The sequence below is a fragment of the Candidatus Cardinium sp. cBcalN2 genome (genome assembly GCF_022810445.1).
In the GTDB taxonomy this organism is placed as follows: Bacteria; Bacteroidota; Bacteroidia; order Cytophagales; family Amoebophilaceae; genus Cardinium.
Genome location: NZ_JAACGD010000061.1, coordinates 1 through 17,356, shown reverse-complemented (window position 1 = coordinate 17,356; position 17,356 = coordinate 1). Strand labels below are relative to the sequence as shown.

Annotated in this window: 9 protein-coding genes, 2 tRNA genes and 1 pseudogene; 6 read left to right on the top strand and 6 right to left on the bottom strand. The window is 37.9% G+C overall.

Going from position 1 to position 17,356, the window contains the following annotated elements; translation table 11 throughout:
• Positions 1–330 precede the first annotated feature (330 nt).
• The 6 genes and pseudogenes from dnaG to MUW74_RS01820 form a co-directional block, all read right to left on the bottom strand.
• Complete coding sequence (gene dnaG, locus MUW74_RS01845; RefSeq protein ID WP_243518036.1) at positions 331–2,346, bottom strand: DNA primase; 2,016 nt, start codon at positions 2,344–2,346, stop codon at positions 331–333.
• A gap of 33 nt (positions 2,347–2,379) precedes the next feature.
• On the bottom strand, positions 2,380–3,810 hold the full coding sequence (gene ftsZ, locus MUW74_RS01840; RefSeq protein WP_243518048.1) for a cell division protein FtsZ: 1,431 nt from the start codon (positions 3,808–3,810) through the stop codon (positions 2,380–2,382).
• Between the two features lie 80 nt (positions 3,811–3,890).
• Positions 3,891–5,195 (bottom strand): cell division protein FtsA, encoded by a 1,305-nt coding sequence (gene ftsA, locus MUW74_RS01835; RefSeq protein WP_243518064.1) that lies wholly within the window; start codon positions 5,193–5,195, stop codon positions 3,891–3,893.
• A gap of 325 nt (positions 5,196–5,520) precedes the next feature.
• The gene (locus MUW74_RS01830) at positions 5,521–7,179 is read right to left on the bottom strand and encodes a lipopolysaccharide assembly protein LapB (RefSeq protein WP_243518067.1); all 1,659 of its coding nucleotides are present in this window, start codon (positions 7,177–7,179) and stop codon (positions 5,521–5,523) included.
• Positions 7,180–7,403: 224 nt separating this feature from the next.
• Positions 7,404–7,511, bottom strand: a pseudogene (locus MUW74_RS01825) (helix-turn-helix domain-containing protein); the annotation flags it as partial.
• A gap of 67 nt (positions 7,512–7,578) precedes the next feature.
• Entirely contained in the window at positions 7,579–7,881 is a 303-nt protein-coding gene (locus tag MUW74_RS01820) for an AAA family ATPase (RefSeq protein ID WP_243553039.1), read from the bottom strand.
• A gap of 669 nt (positions 7,882–8,550) precedes the next feature.
• On the opposite strand from MUW74_RS01820, the gene MUW74_RS01815 reads away from it, so the two are divergent.
• From MUW74_RS01815 to gyrA, 6 genes are all read left to right on the top strand, one after another.
• Positions 8,551–10,323, top strand: coding sequence for a 30S ribosomal protein S1 (locus MUW74_RS01815; RefSeq protein ID WP_243518074.1), 1,773 nt, complete (start codon positions 8,551–8,553; stop codon positions 10,321–10,323).
• A gap of 12 nt (positions 10,324–10,335) precedes the next feature.
• Positions 10,336–10,406 (top strand) — tRNA-Cys (locus tag MUW74_RS01810).
• Between the two features lie 101 nt (positions 10,407–10,507).
• A tRNA-Leu gene (locus MUW74_RS01805) sits at positions 10,508–10,591 on the top strand.
• Between the two features lie 223 nt (positions 10,592–10,814).
• A complete protein-coding gene (locus MUW74_RS01800) occupies positions 10,815–11,915 on the top strand; it encodes an HD domain-containing protein (RefSeq protein WP_243553038.1) in 1,101 nt (366 codons plus the stop codon).
• 558 nt (positions 11,916–12,473) lie between these two features.
• The gene (locus MUW74_RS01795) at positions 12,474–14,669 is read left to right on the top strand and encodes an ankyrin repeat domain-containing protein (protein ID WP_243518079.1); all 2,196 of its coding nucleotides are present in this window, start codon (positions 12,474–12,476) and stop codon (positions 14,667–14,669) included.
• A 128-nt stretch (positions 14,670–14,797) separates the two neighbouring features.
• Positions 14,798–17,344 carry a DNA gyrase subunit A gene (gene gyrA / locus MUW74_RS01790; RefSeq protein ID WP_243518082.1) on the top strand — a complete coding sequence of 849 codons (2,547 nt, stop codon included), beginning with the start codon at positions 14,798–14,800 and terminating at the stop codon, positions 17,342–17,344.
• Positions 17,345–17,356: the final 12 nt, after the last annotated feature.

The window sequence follows — 17,356 nt, the reverse complement described above, 5'->3', positions numbered from 1 at the left end:
CTGGAAAAACAGGAACCTCTCTGCAACCCATCCCGGAAACTGTTTTTCTTTTCATCTGTAAACTCCGCTTTCTGATCGCACTTTTTTCAAAGGGCGCGTTTTTTTCCTAGCATAAGCCATAGTGGTGAACGGAAACGGGGATAAGTGGTATAAAAAAAGCTTTACAAAAGCACCCATCGCTTTACTGGCCAATGACAACTAAATAGAAATAAGCTTAAAAAATTATTCCCGATTTAGCAAATCCTAACAAACAACAATGCTGAATAGACCTCTTCCTATTGCTGCATTTTTAGGTTTAAAGCTTGTTTCTGCTCTTCCCATACATTTAGGTTATTGTGCCACTACGGTACCCAATTGTTTGGCAATCCTGCACTCAGCATCCTTAAGTAATTGGTGAATTTGTAACAAGTTTAGTTCATCATCTTGAGACAATGCATCTTTAAGTGCTGCTCTATTTTCTTCAATCAGCTCTTGAATCAAACGAATTTTTAATCTAAGAATAACCTCTAAACTCATCTTTTGTAGATTTTGCCGCTCTTCTATGGTATAAATACCATATTTTTTGACCCATGCCTCACTAATATCATGGGGAGAGGTTGTTATATCAATGGCTATTTTTCTAATAGTTTCGTCTGTACTAGCTAAACAGCACTGCATATCCACCAAGCCGCCTTGCTTACCTACTGCTTTACAGTGGTCAAAGAGAACTTTGCAATCAGCAGACCTAAAGACCACATCATCCAATTCTAAAAGAATATATGCATACAACGGTTTGTTTTCAGCTAATTTCGTCGTACCATAGGTCAACAGAATACGCATAATTTCTCGCTCATAGGCTGCAATACTTGCCGTAAGCTTATTGGTAAAGGGAAGATTTTTTTGGTCTACATAAGGGTTGATCTTTTGCCTATTATGCTGATTGGAAAATGTTTTTTTGGGCTGCCACACTGTAGTAGTTTGATCACGCAATGCATGATAGGTGGCAAAAAGCACTTCTTCTTCTATAGCAAAGAGCTTGCTACATTTTTTAAGAAATAGCGTGCGTTGTATTTCATCAGGAATGGCTACAATGCTTTGCACAATTTCTTTTATGGACTTTGCTTGTTCTACTGGACTCTGCTGCGTAGATTGGTTGAGTAGAAAACTAGCCTTAAAGGTAATAAAGTCTTGAGCAGCACAATGGATATAGTGGTTAAAAGCATCTACGCCTACTTTACTTAGATAGCTATCTGGATCTTCTTCTGAAGGCAATAATATAACCTGGACCTCAAGCCCCTTGGTTAACAATTGATCTATACCACGCAAAGCAGCCTGAATACCGGCTTGATCTCCATCAAAAACTAAGGTAACCTTAGTAGTAAAGCGACACAAAAGGTCTATTTGTGCTTCGGTAAGTGCCGTACCGGCAGAGGCAACTACTGCTTCTAAGCCTGCTCTATGAAAGGCTAACACATCGGTATATCCTTCTACTAGGTAGCAATTTCTGGTCTGCTGGATCGCCTGCTTAGCAAAAGACAGACCATACAATAACCTGCCTTTTTGGTAGACAAGCGTTTCAGATGAATTGACATATTTAGGACTATCTACAGCCTTAGTCATATGGCGGGCACCAAAGGCAACCACTTGCCCACTACTATCGTGAATAGGAAACATCAACCTGCCTCGAAAGCAGTCATATACCTTAGGACCATTTTGGATAACCAACCCTGCCGCAACCAGCTGTTCTAGCGTTACGCCTTTTGCTATGGCAAATTTATAGAATGTGTCCCAGCTATTTAAACTATAACCTAACTCAAACTTTGTTGCGATTGCAGATGGAATGGCCCGTTGATCCAAATAAGGTAAGGCGAGTCTAGCTGCTTCTGAATGATGCCTCAGTAGATCTTGGTAATAATCTTTAGCCAAATTTAGCAGAATATATAAACTTTCTTTGGCTCTATAATCCTGTAAATCATGGGGACCCTCTTCGGCAGATTGTATCGGTATGCCATACCTTTGGGCCAGATAGGTAATAGCCTCTACAAAAGAAAAGCCTTCTATCTGCTGTACAAAAGTTATAGCATCTCCAGCAGCATCACAGCCAAAGCATTTATAAAACCCTTTTGAGGGAGATACTGAAAAAGAAGGGGTGTTTTCGTGATGAAACGGACAACAGGCCCAGAAATTTTGTCCTTTTTTTTTAAGAGATAAAAAATCTGCAACTACCTCCTCAATACGTACAGCATGCTGAACGGATTGAATGGTTGTTTGGCTGACGATCATAGTGCGCAAGGTTTTGAAAGGACGTCTTGATTCAGTCGTTAATTTAAATGGATACGTCTGTTCGTGCAATTGGTAAAATTGCATACCTGCCAAAGGGTTCAAAAAAACGATTTGCTTTTATCCATCACTGCCTTTTAAAGAGGGTTTATCTAACGGATCTTCTAACTGATAACGCTTCCATTCTGTTTTTGTCTCTATCTCATCAAGGACTATTTTTTTTCTTAAATAAGCAGGTATGGCTAATTGTTCTTTCAAATAGCGATCATCCCAGCTTCTGGGCGTACTACTACGCTTGGCATGGTTGGCAATGGTATGTCCATATGGACAACTTTTTTCTAAGACTACTTCCTGAGGAGGACTAAAAGGTAAGGGCAACTGTATAGCAGGCTCTTGCACTTCACTGGACTCTTTGACGCTTTTTTTAGCTGCTTTTAGTGGCATCTCTATCACTGTTTTTTCAGTTGAAGCTGCTAAGATTTGCTTATTAGGTGCTGCATGATGGAAGGGTTGACCATCAAGGTTAATAACATGCGACTTCGAAGAATCAAAAGCATGGTGATGGCCTGCCTCTTCTTCTCTATGAAAGCCAGTGGCAATAACGGTAACCCTAATTTTTTCTGCCATTTCTGGATCAGAACCATGTCCAAAAATCATTTCAGCATCATTACCAGTTTGCTCTTGAATATAATTGGTAATAATAGTTAATTCATCCATTTGGAGCTCAGCTGCCTGGCCAGAAACAATAGATAGCAGTATCTTTTTTGCCCCACGGATATCGGTATAATCTAACAAAGGAGAAGCAAGTGCTATTTCAGCAGCTTGTAAGGCCCTGCCTTCACCTTCTGCTTCACCAGACCCCATAACGGCTGCACCGGCATTTTTCATTACCGTTTTAACATCTTCAAAATCAACATTTACATAACCTGGTACCGTAATAATCTCTGCAATGCTTTTAGCAGCAGTGGTTAACACATTGTCTGCTTCCAAAAAAGCCTGACTAATAGAAAGACCGCCCAATATGGTTTGGATTTTATCATTTAAAATAATAAGAACCGTGTCACAATGTTTGCGCAATTCATCAATGCCTTCTTGGGCCTGCAAATGTTTTTTTTTCCCTTCAAATGAAAAGGGCAGGGTTACAATCCCAACTGTTAGAATTCCCTGCTTACGGGCAATACTAGCAATTACAGGTGCTGCGCCTGTGCCGGTTCCTCCACCCATTCCAGCGGTAACAAAAAGCATTTTTGTATCATCATCAAGTAATTCTCGAATACTTTCTTTGCTTTCTAATGCAGCATTACGGCCTACCTCTGGATTGGCACCAGCTCCTAGCCCACTGGTAAGTGCTGCACCAATTTGGAGCTTAATGGGTATAGGACTACTTTGTAGTGCCTGAACATCGGTATTGCACACAATAAAGGCGACATCTTTAATACCACGCTTATACATGTTATTGACTGCATTGCTGCCGCCCCCCCCTACCCCTATCACTCTGATAATAGCTTTATGGTGGGTTGGTAGGTCAAACCTATAGTTAATATCCTTCATAACTTGAACAACGAGGCACTTGTTACTAAAACAAGTAATATTTACCTATTAGATTGCTTTGAAAATGGACTTTAAAATGGCTAATTATCTTCATAATCATCTACCAAAAAAGCCTTGGTTTTGTTAATCATACGTGCAAAAGAAAAACTTGGTTTTTTGGCTTTTTTACTATTTTTCTTAGCAAAATCTAAGTCAGCTGATTGGGCTGATCTATAGTAGGCTTCTCTGTAATCCAATGCTTTAAATCCAGCTAAAGTGAGGCCGACAGCTGTTGCATAACTAGGGTCTCGTAGTTGTTTCCTACTACCTTCTTCTAAATACTCATCTGGAAAGCCCAAACGGGTATCCAAGCCAGTTATCTGCTGCACTATAGATTGTATACCTGGTAAATTGGCACTGCCTCCTGTTACGACAATACCAGCCACTAGTTTTTCGTAAAAACCAGAGCGTAAGATTTCTTCATGGATAAATGCTACCATTTCTTCTACACGTGCCTCTATAATTTTAGTCAAATTAGTGGTAACCACCTCTTTGGGCCTACGGTTGCGTAATCCTGGAATCGTTACGACCGCTTGCCTAGCCAAAGCATTGGGCTGGATGTTGCCAAAATTTATTTTTAAGGATTCTGCTTGCCGTTCCATAACCATACAACTTTGTTGTATATCTGATGTAATCATATGTCCTCCAAGTGGAATGGTAGCAGTATGCCGAACAATGGCATCAAAAAAGATGACTAAGTTAATAATACTCCCACCAAAGTCAATCAAACAAACACCTGCTTCTTTTTCTTCATCGCTCAATAGCGCTAAACTGGCTGCTAGCGCAGAAGCCATAACGATTTCTGCTTCTACACCTGCTTTTTTAATACATTTATGTATATTTTGAATAGCGTGGGTTGTAGCGGTGATGATATGAAAGTTGGCCTCTAACTTCACACCTGACATACCTACTGGATCCTGTGTTACAATTTCATAATCTATGGTATACTCTTGTGGCATGGCATGAATAATTTCTGTACCTAATGGCAGTACAATGCGATACATGTCACTAGTCAGCTTTTTAATATCTTCTATTGTGATTTCTTGCTCTATGCTATCTCGAGTAATGCTACCATGGTGCGAGGAACCTGTTACATGCTTGCCCGAGATATTTACATTTACAATATTAATATTTATACCCGAATCTTCTTCGGCCGCTTGCAATGCTTGCTTGATAGCAATAGCTGCTTTATCAATGTTAACAATCATACCACGTACGACCCCATCTGCAGCCGCACTTCCCATGCCTAAAACTTCAAGTTTATGCGGGTCATATTGGCTTTGCGCTCCTATAACTACACAAATTTTACTAGTACCTATGTCAAGACTAGCGATAATTTCTGACATACCTAAAAAATATATGGTGATAAGACTACGCTTTTTTTAAAAATTGCGCATCAACAAATAAGCTTTGCAAGAGATCTTACTAGTTCTGGGTGACAAAATAGCTAACGTTAAGCATATGAATTTATTAAAATTTATTTAAAATAAACTAGGATAATTAGCTTTCGTTGAGCAGGACTTGATAGGTATCCATTTAGCAGAGCTGCGGCGTATGCAAAAAAGAAAATGCCTAAGGTAAATTACCTTATCTGCCAATGAGCTCAATAGATACCTTACAATAGGTTGATTTTTGATTGATCAAAAAGTAGCCAAACATCATGCTATGACATTACTCTTTGAGTTGATTATCTAAAAACGGATCATCTTCGAGATATTGCTTTTGTTTTTGCATCGCTTGTAATAGGCTATAAGCAGATCTATACTTTTTTAAGTGGTAATAATTATAGTATAAAGCTTGTGCAAGCTGCTTATCTTTTTTGTCTTGTGCACGAGCTATTTTTAAGTAATCTAAAGATTGTTTCAGATACTTTTCCAAAGCCACCATAGTTTGTATCCATCTATTATGGTTCATTATAGCTGCCATTTTTTGATACATATACCCATATAACAAGCTTGTACAGGGTATCTTTCCTGCTTGAAGCAAGCAGGAAAGGTATTTTATCTGCTTATCTTTAACCAGGGGATGGTTATAAACGATCCACTTAGGTGCAGCAGAGCGTAAAGGTTCTTTGGGTAGAAACGCTCCTCTACTCCGGATAGATAATAGAATCGAACTGCTTAAATATCCAACAGAATGAGGCAACGAAGGGGTAGCTTTGACATGGATGATTCGAAAACAGTCAGTCAAGGTATCGCTATCTAGTTGGTCGCCTTGCCCTACTGCTTTTAGGGCATCAGCATATAGTTTTATGGCTTCATTATAAAATAAGAAACCCATTTGACGTAACGTATCGTATTGACGCGGATCATCTGTTAAAACTTGTTTGTAATAACCAACAGCCTCTTGCATGCGTCCTTGATATTCTAAGAGATAAGCATAGGCATACAATGCATTTACTTCTTTATTTTGTAGGCCAACTGCCAAAGTAGCCATATAGTCATCTATGCGTCCAGCAGCCTGATAGATTAAACATTTTTCTTCCAATAAATCATTATTAAAAGGAAATTGCAGCAACGCTTCATCGAGAATGGCGATTGCCTTATCAAAATTTTTAAGTTTATGGTAATAAATATCAGCCATAGCACGACAAACAGCAAAATGCGGCCCTTGAAGTTTTATATAGGCTTCATAAGAACGCAATGCCTCTTCTGGCTGATCACTCCCATGATAGACAATAGCGCTATATAACAATGGCGTAGTTTCTTGCGGTAGAATACGCTGGCAAATAGTAAATTGCTCTAATGATTGATCAACTGATTCTTGCTTATAGTAGCTTATACCCCTATGTAAAAAATAATGCCATAGAGCGGCTAGGTTGCTAAGGGCAAAACTGTGAAATTGGGTCTTGGGTAAGCTTAACTTTTTAGCCTGTGTATAGGCGGCAATTGTTTCTTTTAATAAAGTAGGGGCTTCTGCTGAAGCAATATGGTCTCTTAACAATCGATCATAAATCACTCCTCTGTAGTACCAGGTAGCAGGGTGCCCAACTAGCTTTGGATCTTTCATTGCTACATCGATAGCTAATCGAGCTTGTTGTGCATTAGATAAAATAGGTGGAGGGGCTGGCTCTTTTTTATTTTCATTTGAATCTGTTAATAAAACGTTAGCTTTATTAGGATCCAAAGAGGTATTTTCGGAACTTTTACCATCAGCAAGCACCTTCTTAGGCTTTTGAATAGGCTTATTTTTTCCTTCAAATATACAGACAATACGTGCTATAGATTTCGGTATAGCTAGTATTTGCTGAGGCATGGCCAAGCAAATCAGTAAAAGACAAAATCTATGTATGCTGGTTTGATGAATAATGAGCCAATATTTTTTACCCATAAGTTTAGTGTTATTTTAACAGATAAGGATCAATGGTATCAAATCTAACGAATACATTTTATTTGCCAAAAGAAAAACGGTTTACTGCGCTGTCTTCATCTTTGTTCACGCAGTGGCGTTTTGCAAATCTTCTAGATTAGTATAGATTTTTTTACGCATAGCTGTATCAAAAAATTCCTACTTCATCGTTTTATTTTATTAAAACGCTCACAAAATCGAAAGGATTTAAATCGGTAATAACTATCTCTGCTATAACCCATATTTTTACAGGCTGATGATATGTTACCTAGCGTTTTAGCTAGTTCCAATAAGCCCAATTCCGGTTTAATAATTTTTTAATGTAAGTTCGTAGTAGTGGTTATTTATATCCATATTATTTTATAATTGTAAGATTAAATCTTAACTACTACAGTTAAGGCTAGAAAAGTTTAGGCTAATCACCGGATATTTCTTCCACTGATATCCATTTTCTGGCCTACCTATATGGTAATCTTTAAATATCTTTTGTTCTCCATTGCATATAGTAGCCAGTGTATTGATAAATAGAGATTTCCCAAACCTACGAGGCCTGGCTATGAAGATAGGATTCCTCTTTTCTATTAATTCCTGTGCATATCCTGTTTTATCTACGTAGTAGCCTGTTTCAATCACTGATTTAACGTCTGAATAGCCAATAGGTAGTGCATTTATCTTACGCATCATTTTATCTTCTTGAAGTTTTTTTCTTTTTTTAAAAGCATCTAGAAGGCTCTTCTATCCAAAATAGGCTAAAATGACCCTAAATAACAATAAAACTATAACAAAAATTTATACTATGGATCTATCACAACAGTCTCAATCTGTGTTTCAATAATAGTGTCTTAAATATAATTTAGAAACAAATACTAAACTGGTAGAGAGTGTTGCTAATAGAATAAAGGGTGGGCAGGGAGGAGAAAAGATTAATGATAGGGAAGCTATATGGGGGTTTTGTTAAAGTGTGTGATTCGTATAGGCTACTATAGCTTATGGTATTTGGTTTTTTATAAATAATTTTTGAAACTTGCATAAGCGTTATAATAAGTAGTATAACGCTTAATAGCCTCTAAGTATTCCTTATTACCGCAAGCCCTATTTAAGGGGGTATCATATGCATCGTTTTTAAGTAGCATCAATCATACGGCCACCCAAATATAGATCAGTATGTTAAAGCATGTCAATATTGATATTTTTTTTGTAAGTTTATGAATTGTAAAGCTCAAGTTGAGTAGTCAACCTATAGCTTTTAGATAGAAGTGTATATTTAATTTCATTTTTTAACCACGCAAAACAGCCGCAAACAGATAGTTTAAAGTTGTTTTCAATTAACAATAAAGTCAATACCTCGCCTTTATGAATGCAACAGAAGGAGTTTTCAACTGGGATCAATATGACAACACTGGTAAGCTAGGCAGTGCATATACCGATCAAGAAAAAGAAGCTATTGCTGACCTATATGGAGCTACTTTAAGCGCTATTAGTCAGTATGAAGTAGTAAAAGGATCTGTTATAAGTATCACCCATAAAGATGTTATTGTGGGTGTTGGATATAAATCTGATGGGTTAATCGCTGCTTCTGAGTTTAGAGATCTGCCTGAACTAAAGCCAGGTGATGAGGTTGAGGTATATATAGAGGAAACAGAGAATACCAAAGGTCAATTGGTCCTTTCTCGTAAAAAAGCAAAATTAGTCAGGGCCTGGGAAAAAATAGAGCATGCATTAGAAAATGGTGAAGTTTTAGAAGGTCTTGTTAAACGTAGAACAAAAGGCGGCTTAATTGTAGAAGTTTGTGATATCGAAACCTTTTTACCTGGCTCCCAAATTGATATCAGGCCTGTTTTGGACTTTGATGTGTTTGTAGGTAAAACCATTGATGTAGTGGTTATTAAAATCAATCATGCCAATGATAATGTAGTGGTCTCTCATAAAGCCTTAACTGAAAAGAAACTGGAGGGACAAAAGCTCGAAATCATGAGTAAACTTGAAAAAGGACAAATTCTAGAGGGTTATGTCAAAAATATAACTAAATTTGGTGCTTTTATTGATTTAGGCGGGGTAGATGGGTTGCTCCACAAGTTAGATATGTCCTGGAGCAGAGTCAACCATCCAGAAGAGTTATTCACGCTTGGTCAAAAAGTACGTGTAGTAGTAATTGGCTTTAATGAAGATAAAAAGCGTATTTCTTTAGGTATGAAGCAACTCGAAGAACATCCATGGGATTCTCTCCCAGAAACAGTACAAGTAGGCTCTACTATTAAGGGTACCATAACCAATATTGCTGATTATGGTCTTTTTATAGAACTCATGCCTGGTGTGGAGGGTTTCGTATATGTTTTAGACATTTCATGGTCACAATATTTACGCGATATCAACGAACATTACAAGATAGGAGATACTATTGAAACCTGTATTTTGTCCTTGGATCGTAAAAGTCATAAAATATCTTTAGGGATCAAGCAATTAACTGGTGATCCATGGGAAAACGATGCATTCCTATCTACCTATGCAGTAGGAACCACTCATGAAGGTGTTGTACGGAATCTCACCCACTTTGGCGCTTTTATAGAACTAGAACCAGGTATTGAAGGTCTTTTACACGTTTCTCGTCTTTCTGGAACCAAACGTATTGCCCATCCTGGGGATGTGCTCAAATTGACAGAGAAAGTAGAAGCAGTTGTACTAGGCATTAATCGTGAAAACAGACGCCTTTCACTTGGCTTAAAGCAAGAGAATTCATGGGATGCCTGTGAGAAGATTTTTCAAGTAGGCACCATACATAAAGGTACTGTTCTGAAAAAAATTCCAGGTCGTGGTGCCATTGTTGAATTGGTACATGGTATAGAAGGCCAGGTACCGCAACAGCATTTAATGAAAGTAGATGGCCAGGAAGCAGAAGTAGGAGAAGAATTAGACTTTCAAGTAATGAAATTTGCTAAAACAGATAAAAAAATAATTTTATCTCATAAAATTATTTTTAATCCATCCATTGAGCCGAAAATTGAGTCAAAACCTAAGGCAGATCCTAAAGGGAAAATAGAAAAAACTTCATCCACTAGAGGATTTGAAGCTTTTGCTGATTTAAAGGAAAAACTAGAACAAAATACAAAAGGAGGCAGTAAAGAGTAATTATTTTATTTGGGTCGCGTGGCCGAGTGGCTAGGCAGAGGTCTGCAAAACCTCTTACGGTGGTTCGAATCCACTCGCGACCTCTAGTGAATCTATGTTGATTGCCATCAATAGTTTATTTGCTTTATCTATAAAAGTTTATTTTTATATTCATATATTCCTTATATATTCCTTTATATTTTTTGCCTGGGTGGCGGAATTGGTAGACGCGTTGGTCTCAAAAACCAATGATAGTGATATCGTGCCGGTTCGATTCCGGCCTCAGGTACTTCAATATATTGAAATCATAATTGATTCGTTGTAGCACATTCCTAAGATTACGTTATTTCCCCTGTATGCTGTACAGTGCAAAATTTTTAATAAAGTCGTAACTTTAAGATGAAGTAATAAACTTCACTTGAAGCAAGTCTCAGCTAAGGCGGTAAGCGTATTTTACGCATTCACTTCATATAGAAAACTTTTGATTGTATAGAGCCATGAAAGGAGATGAAATGCTTGATCTAAATGATTGGAATTTGCATCAGCTTGCAAGGTCAGTATCCAAAACACCAGCAGAGACAAATCAGGCCTGGTTAAAGATACGCGAAGCTTGTTCATGGGTAGAAAGCTTGGCAGATCAATCAGATCTAATAAGTTCTCAGCATGCCTTAAATGAATCTATTCAGGTGGCCATCATTGCTACTACGGAGATGCATCTGGAGTTTTCTACTGTTATTGCTGCCATATTAGCACCATCTTTCTTAAAAGGGCTGATTCAGGAACAAGCCATTCAAAGGCGTTTTGGCGTAAAAATAGCTTCTGTATTAGTGGAGCTTAATCGCTTAAAACGTTTCAAGATGCGTCTTAGTTCGATTTTTGATTCTCTGAATTATCCTGATGTAGCTACTCCCCGTATTGTAGCAGTTTTGCTACAGATTTGTGATATTATTCGCGTAAGTACTAGCGGGTTGCCATTCGAAAGTTTAGATTCAGCATTCCTTTACTGTTCTAGTAACGAAATCTTGATTGATCTAAAATATTTGTATATCCCACTTGCGCACAGAATTCGGTTATATCATATTCAAGCTAAATTAGCTGATTTTTGGCTCAAACATACAGATACCCTTACGTATTATTCTATCACTTCCAAACTTGGCATGACTAAGTTTCAAAGACAACAAAAGCTAAATCTTATCTCTGAGGAAGTTCATTCTGCCATTCAAGCCCATGGTATTAATTTTGTATTAAAAAAACGCATTAAGTCTGTATATTCTATCTGGCATAAAATTCAAAGACTCAAGGTAGACGTTGATCAAATACACGATCTTGCTGCTGTCAGAATTATTCTAGTTGGTATGGGTGGTAAAACGCTACAAGAAGAAAAAATAGCTTGCTGGAAGGTACTGAGTATCCTGACTGGGCTTTATAAGCCAGTTTGTAATATTATGAGAGACTGGATCAGTATACCAAGAGATAGTAATTATGAATCACTTCATCTTACCTTTGAAACCTATAAATATGGACGCTTGGAGGTTCAAATACGTACAGAACGCATGGATTATATAGCAGAACATGGTCAGGCAGCGCACTGGAAATATAAACACTTGGATTAACTTTAGGCCTATAAAAGAGCCATTTTTATATTGATTTAGCACTGTAATAAACTACTATTTGTTTGTGTCGGTTCACTGCTAGCTTAATTAAATTTTTCTAGATGGTTATGCACGGCCCTCCTAAGGCAATCTAAAACAAGCCATGCTAAGGCTGCCCCAAGAGCCTATCATAGGCCATCATCTGCTTAGACTGCATCTTTATTTTGCAAATAGTATTTAAAATTAAGTTGGCATTTTCCTAATCTTCTAGTAAAGATTAGGTGCATTTCTTACATATTTCAACTAATTTTACTACCTTAATATTTGATTGCTTTAGTTAGTTTTTTAAGATAAGGTTTAATGATCTAGATTAGCAATACTAAAGAGGCAAGCTTTTGTTAATAAATTTATTGTTGTAACTCGCTTGCTGCTCCAGGCTTGTAGAAGCAAGAAATTAGCAAGTGCAAGGATAATAGACCTGTCTTGAGACTTAAACACTGCTTGAGACTTCAAATTACTAACACAAGTAAAGTTGTTCATGAAGTATTTATTTACCATCTAAATAGCTACAAAATCGATATGCTTAAGAAAACAATCCTGCTATGTAGCCTTTCTATCGGGTTGTATATCTCTTCTATGCATCCCACTTATGGTCACCTACAACAACCTGTTATACCACCCGATGAGCTTGCCACTATTGCTAAATCAACCCCTATAGACAAACATGTAGCTCCTATAGATGTGCATATAGCCGCTGCTAAAGGAGATGTCAACCATCTGCGTGCTTTAATTGCTGCTGGAAAAAATGTCCAAGTATTGGATAAAAATCAAATTAGTGCCTTGCATATAGCAGCTGCTAGAGGATATTTATTTTGTGCGCAAGAGCTTATTAATGTAGGGGCTAAAGTAAATATAGTCGATTACCTAGGCAGAACACCTCTCTATTTTGCTGCTCAGAATGGCCAATTAGCTATTATGCGAGAGCTTATTGCAGTTGGTGCTTCCATTAAGCTATCCGATAATGAAGGTAGAACACCCCTTCATGTCGCTGCAGAAGCTGGCCAAGCACCATGTATAAACTACTTGATTCAAAAAGGAGCAGATGTAAATGGGTTTGATAAAAATGGGCTTACACCTTTACATTGTGCTGCTTTATCAGGTTCACTTTTAGCCCTTCAAGCCTTGATAAAATCAGGTGCAAAGGTAAACGTATTTACCCAAGATTATAAGTTAACTCCGCTACATGCTGCTGCACAAGGTGGTAATTTTGAATGTATTCGGTTATTAATCTATAACCAAGCTAAGGTAAACGCGATTACACCTAATGGTGTTTCACCACTTTACTTAGCCGCACGACATGGTAAACTGGCAGTAGTCAAAGAACTTTTAAGGCATAAAGCAGATGTCCATGCAGTAGAGGGACTACATACACCTTTACATGTGGCCGCTTTAAACGGCCATTTAGATTGTTTAAATCTATTATTAAAGGCAGGTGCTAAGCCATCTGTGCGTAACAAAGAACAAAATACCCCACTGCATTTGGCGGCTCTTTATGGTAAAACCGATTGTTTACAAGCCTTGATCAATATCAATGAAGCTTATGTACAATTAACAGGTGAAAAGCAACGCACTCCTTTACACTGGGCTGCTCGATCAGGCCATGTTGATTGTGTGGCAAAACTTATTAAGGCAGGCGCACCTATAAATATGCCAGACTTCCATAATAAAACACCTCTTCACTTGAGTGCTTTTTATGGACATAATACCTGTCTAAGTATGTTATTAAAAGCCGGTGCCAATCCACATGCCACTACCCATGAACAATATACTCCCTTGCATATGGCTGCTAAAAAAGGCAACATAAAGTGTTTAGAAGCATTGCTTGAAGCTAATAATGAGCTTTCTGTTGTCGAACGATTTAAAAATACCCCTCTTCATTTATCTGTTGCCTTTCAAAATGTAGAGGTTAGCTTGGCATTGATAGCAGCTGGTGCACCTGTAAATCTAGCTAATCAATGGGGAGTAATACCCCTACATATAGCTGCAAAAAAAAATGATTTGCTTGTTTTACAAGCACTTATTAAGGCAAAATCTAATGTTAATGCTGCAAAAAAATCAGGTGCTACTGCTATGCATGTAGCGGCAAAAAGAGGCTATCTATCTTGTTTAAAGGAGTTGATACAAGCAGGTGGAAAGGTTAGAATCTACAATCATGCTAAGGAAACCCCCCTCTATCTAGCAGCTGCTAGTGGCCATTTGAATTGTCTAGAAGCATTGCTTGAGGCCGATCAGCATGAGTACTCTATAACTAAAAAGCTAAAAAGTAAAATTAAAGATAAACCACTCCTTGATAAGGTTATTAAAAACAAGCCTAAACTAGATATAGCCAATCAATTGAATGAGACCCCTTTATATGCTGCAGTCAAGAATAGACATGTGGATTGTGTTTTATTGCTTATACGTTATGGTGCCAAAGTCAATATTAAAAGAAAAACAGGTGAAACCCTGTTACACACTGCGGCTCAAAATGGTTGTGAAGTTTGTGTAAGGGCTATTCTAGGCGCAGGAGCAGAGATTAATGCATTAGATGATTATAAAAATACACCCTTACACCTTGCGGCTCAAAATGGCCATATTAAAGTAGTCCAAGAACTAATGAGAGGAGGCGCTTTATCAAAGAAAAATAAGTTTAATAGAACACCTGCTTATGTGGCGTTACAGAATGGACATGTAACATGTTATAAATTATTGCAAGGTTACTTCGGACATCAATAGAGTTGTTGCAAAAGGCTACTTCTGCTCTTGATTCGCATTTTAATATCATCCTTGAATCTATTTTCCTATCTCTTTTTCTTCATTTTATTCGTATTTTTAACTACTTATAAATTTTAATTGCTTTACTTATGGATACCACACCAACGGATCGTATTATACCAATTAATATAGAAGACGAAATGCGTGATGCGTACATAGATTATTCTATGTCCGTTATTGTAACCAGGGCACTTCCAGATGTTCGGGATGGTTTAAAACCTGTACATAGACGGGTATTGTATGCTATGCACGAGCTTGGTCTGAGTCAAAACAAATCTTATAAAAAGTCTGCAAGAATTGTAGGAGAAGTGCTTGGTAAATATCATCCACATGGTGATGTAGCCATTTATGAAGCGATGGCCCGCATGGCCCAAAACTGGTCGCTACGTTATCCGCTTGTAGAAGGTCAAGGTAACTTTGGCTCTATCGATGGAGATGCGCCTGCAGCTATGCGTTACACTGAAGCCCGTTTAGTGCATATGTCTGAAGAGTTAATTAAAGAAATTAATAAGGATACAGTTGATTTTCAGATTAACTTTGATGCTTCTCTCCAAGAACCTATAGTATTGCCTGCTAAACTTCCCAACTTGCTTTTAAATGGTGCTTCTGGTATTGCAGTGGGTATGGCCACCAATATGGCTCCTCATAATGCATCAGAAACCCTTAGTGCGATTGTGGCCTATATTGAGGATAATGATATAACGATTCCTCAGTTAATGGAATATGTTATAGCACCTGATTTTCCTACTGGGGGTATTATTTATGGTTATAGTGGGGTACGTGAAGCCTTTCAAACAGGAAGAGGACGTGTGCTATTGCGCGGGAAGGCAACTATTGAAGTGGCTGCTAGTGGGAAAGAGCAAATCATTGTCACTGAAATACCTTATCAGGTTAATAAGGCCGTTATGATAGAAAGAACAGCTCATCTGGTTAATGAAAAAAAAATAGAAGGCGTTGCCGATATTCGAGATGAATCAGACAAGGAAGGTATGCGTATTGTCTATGAGCTCAAACGGGATGCAATAGCCAATGTAGTACTCAATAATCTCTACAAACAAACTCAGTTACAAAGCTCTTTTAGTGTTAATAATGTAGCCTTAGTAGCAGGTAGACCTAAGATTTTAAACTTAAAAGAACTTATAGTTCATTTTGTCGACCACAGACATGAGGTATTGGTACGCAAAACTAGTTTTGATCTGGAACATGCCAAAAAGAAAATACATCTATTGGCAGGTTATCTGATCGCTTTAGATCATTTGGATAAGGTTATTGCGCTCATCCGTGGTTCAAAAGATCCAGAAGTGGCTAAAGAAGGATTGATACAAACCTTTTCTTTGAGTCAGCTACAGGCAAAAGCTATTTTAGAAATGCGTTTACAGCGCCTTACCGGTCTAGAGCGTGCTAAGATTGTAGAAGAACACCAACAAGTGCAAAAACTGATTGATCATTTATTAGCGGTTTTGGCCGATAAAACACTCCGTATGCAGTTGATTAAGGAAGAGTTGATGGCACTTAAAGAACGCTATGGTGATCCACGTAGAACCGTAGTAGCGTATGATGCAGATGCCTTTACGATGGAAGATATGATTCCAGATACGGAAGTGGTCATCATGATTTCCAACCAAGGTTACATTAAAAGGACTCCATTGGTTGACTATCGTCTTCAAGGTAGAGGAGGAGTAGGGGCTAAAGGTATCATTACTAAAAAAGATGATTTTACAGAGCATCTATTTATAGCTACTGCGCACCAATATTTATTGATATTTACAGAATATGGACAAGTCTATTGGGTGAAAGTCTATACGATACCAGAAACCAAGAAAACCACACAAGGCAAAGCCATACAGAATTTAATCAATATAACACCTGGGGATCAAGTGCGTAGTATTATTCAGGTAAGAAATTTAAAAGATAATGATTATGTCGATAACCATTATGTAGTTATGTGTACCAGAAAAGGTATTATTAAAAAAACGCCACTTCGTGCCTATGCTACACCACGTGCCAATGGCATTCATGCCATTGTAATTCGGGAGGGCGATTCTTTATTAGATGTGCAATTAACCAATGGTAATCACCATATTGTATTAGCACTAGAGTCTGGTAGGGCTACCCAATTTAATGAGCAAGATGTGCGCCCTATGGGACGTGTGGCTTCTGGTATAAGGGGTATTACCCTAGCCCATGAACAAGACCGTGTGATTGGGATGGCCTGTTTCCCAAGTTCAGATTTAGATGTTTTGGTTGTTTCTGCAAATGGTTATGGAAAACGTTCTTCTCTTGCAGACTATCGTATTACCAAAAGAGGTGGCAAAGGTGTAAAAACGATGCAAATTACGGAAAAAACAGGTAAACTAGTGGCTATTCATGCGGTAAAAAACCAGGATGAATTGATGATTATGAATCAATCTGGTTTAGCGATTCGTATTGAAGTCGGTACACTACCTCTTATAGGTAGAGCGACACAAGGGGTACGTTTAATTCGACTGGGACAAAATGATACCGTTGCGTCTGTGGCTAGAATAGATATTTTAGAGCAGGTAGCTAGCGAAAATCAGGAAGGGGTAGATGGTATAGGTGATACGAATATAGATGTATTACCTGTTGAAAGATATAACCCAGTAGATGAAGTGTAGTAGTTGATATTT

Bases quoted from the DNA above. Each gene is read 5' to 3' on its own strand.
- dnaG (WP_243518036.1), bottom strand. From the start codon at position 2,346: ATGCAATTTTACCAATTGCACGAACAGACGTATCCATTTAAATTAACG.
- ftsZ (WP_243518048.1), bottom strand. From the start codon at position 3,810: ATGAAGGATATTAACTATAGGTTTGACCTACCAACCCACCATAAAGCT.
- ftsA (WP_243518064.1), bottom strand. From the start codon at position 5,195: ATGTCAGAAATTATCGCTAGTCTTGACATAGGTACTAGTAAAATTTGT.
- MUW74_RS01830 (WP_243518067.1), bottom strand. From the start codon at position 7,179: ATGGGTAAAAAATATTGGCTCATTATTCATCAAACCAGCATACATAGA.
- MUW74_RS01820 (WP_243553039.1), bottom strand. From the start codon at position 7,881: ATGATGCGTAAGATAAATGCACTACCTATTGGCTATTCAGACGTTAAA.
- MUW74_RS01815 (WP_243518074.1), top strand. From the start codon at position 8,551: ATGAATGCAACAGAAGGAGTTTTCAACTGGGATCAATATGACAACACT.
- MUW74_RS01800 (WP_243553038.1), top strand. From the start codon at position 10,815: ATGCTTGATCTAAATGATTGGAATTTGCATCAGCTTGCAAGGTCAGTA.
- MUW74_RS01795 (WP_243518079.1), top strand. From the start codon at position 12,474: ATGCTTAAGAAAACAATCCTGCTATGTAGCCTTTCTATCGGGTTGTAT.
- gyrA (WP_243518082.1), top strand. From the start codon at position 14,798: ATGGATACCACACCAACGGATCGTATTATACCAATTAATATAGAAGAC.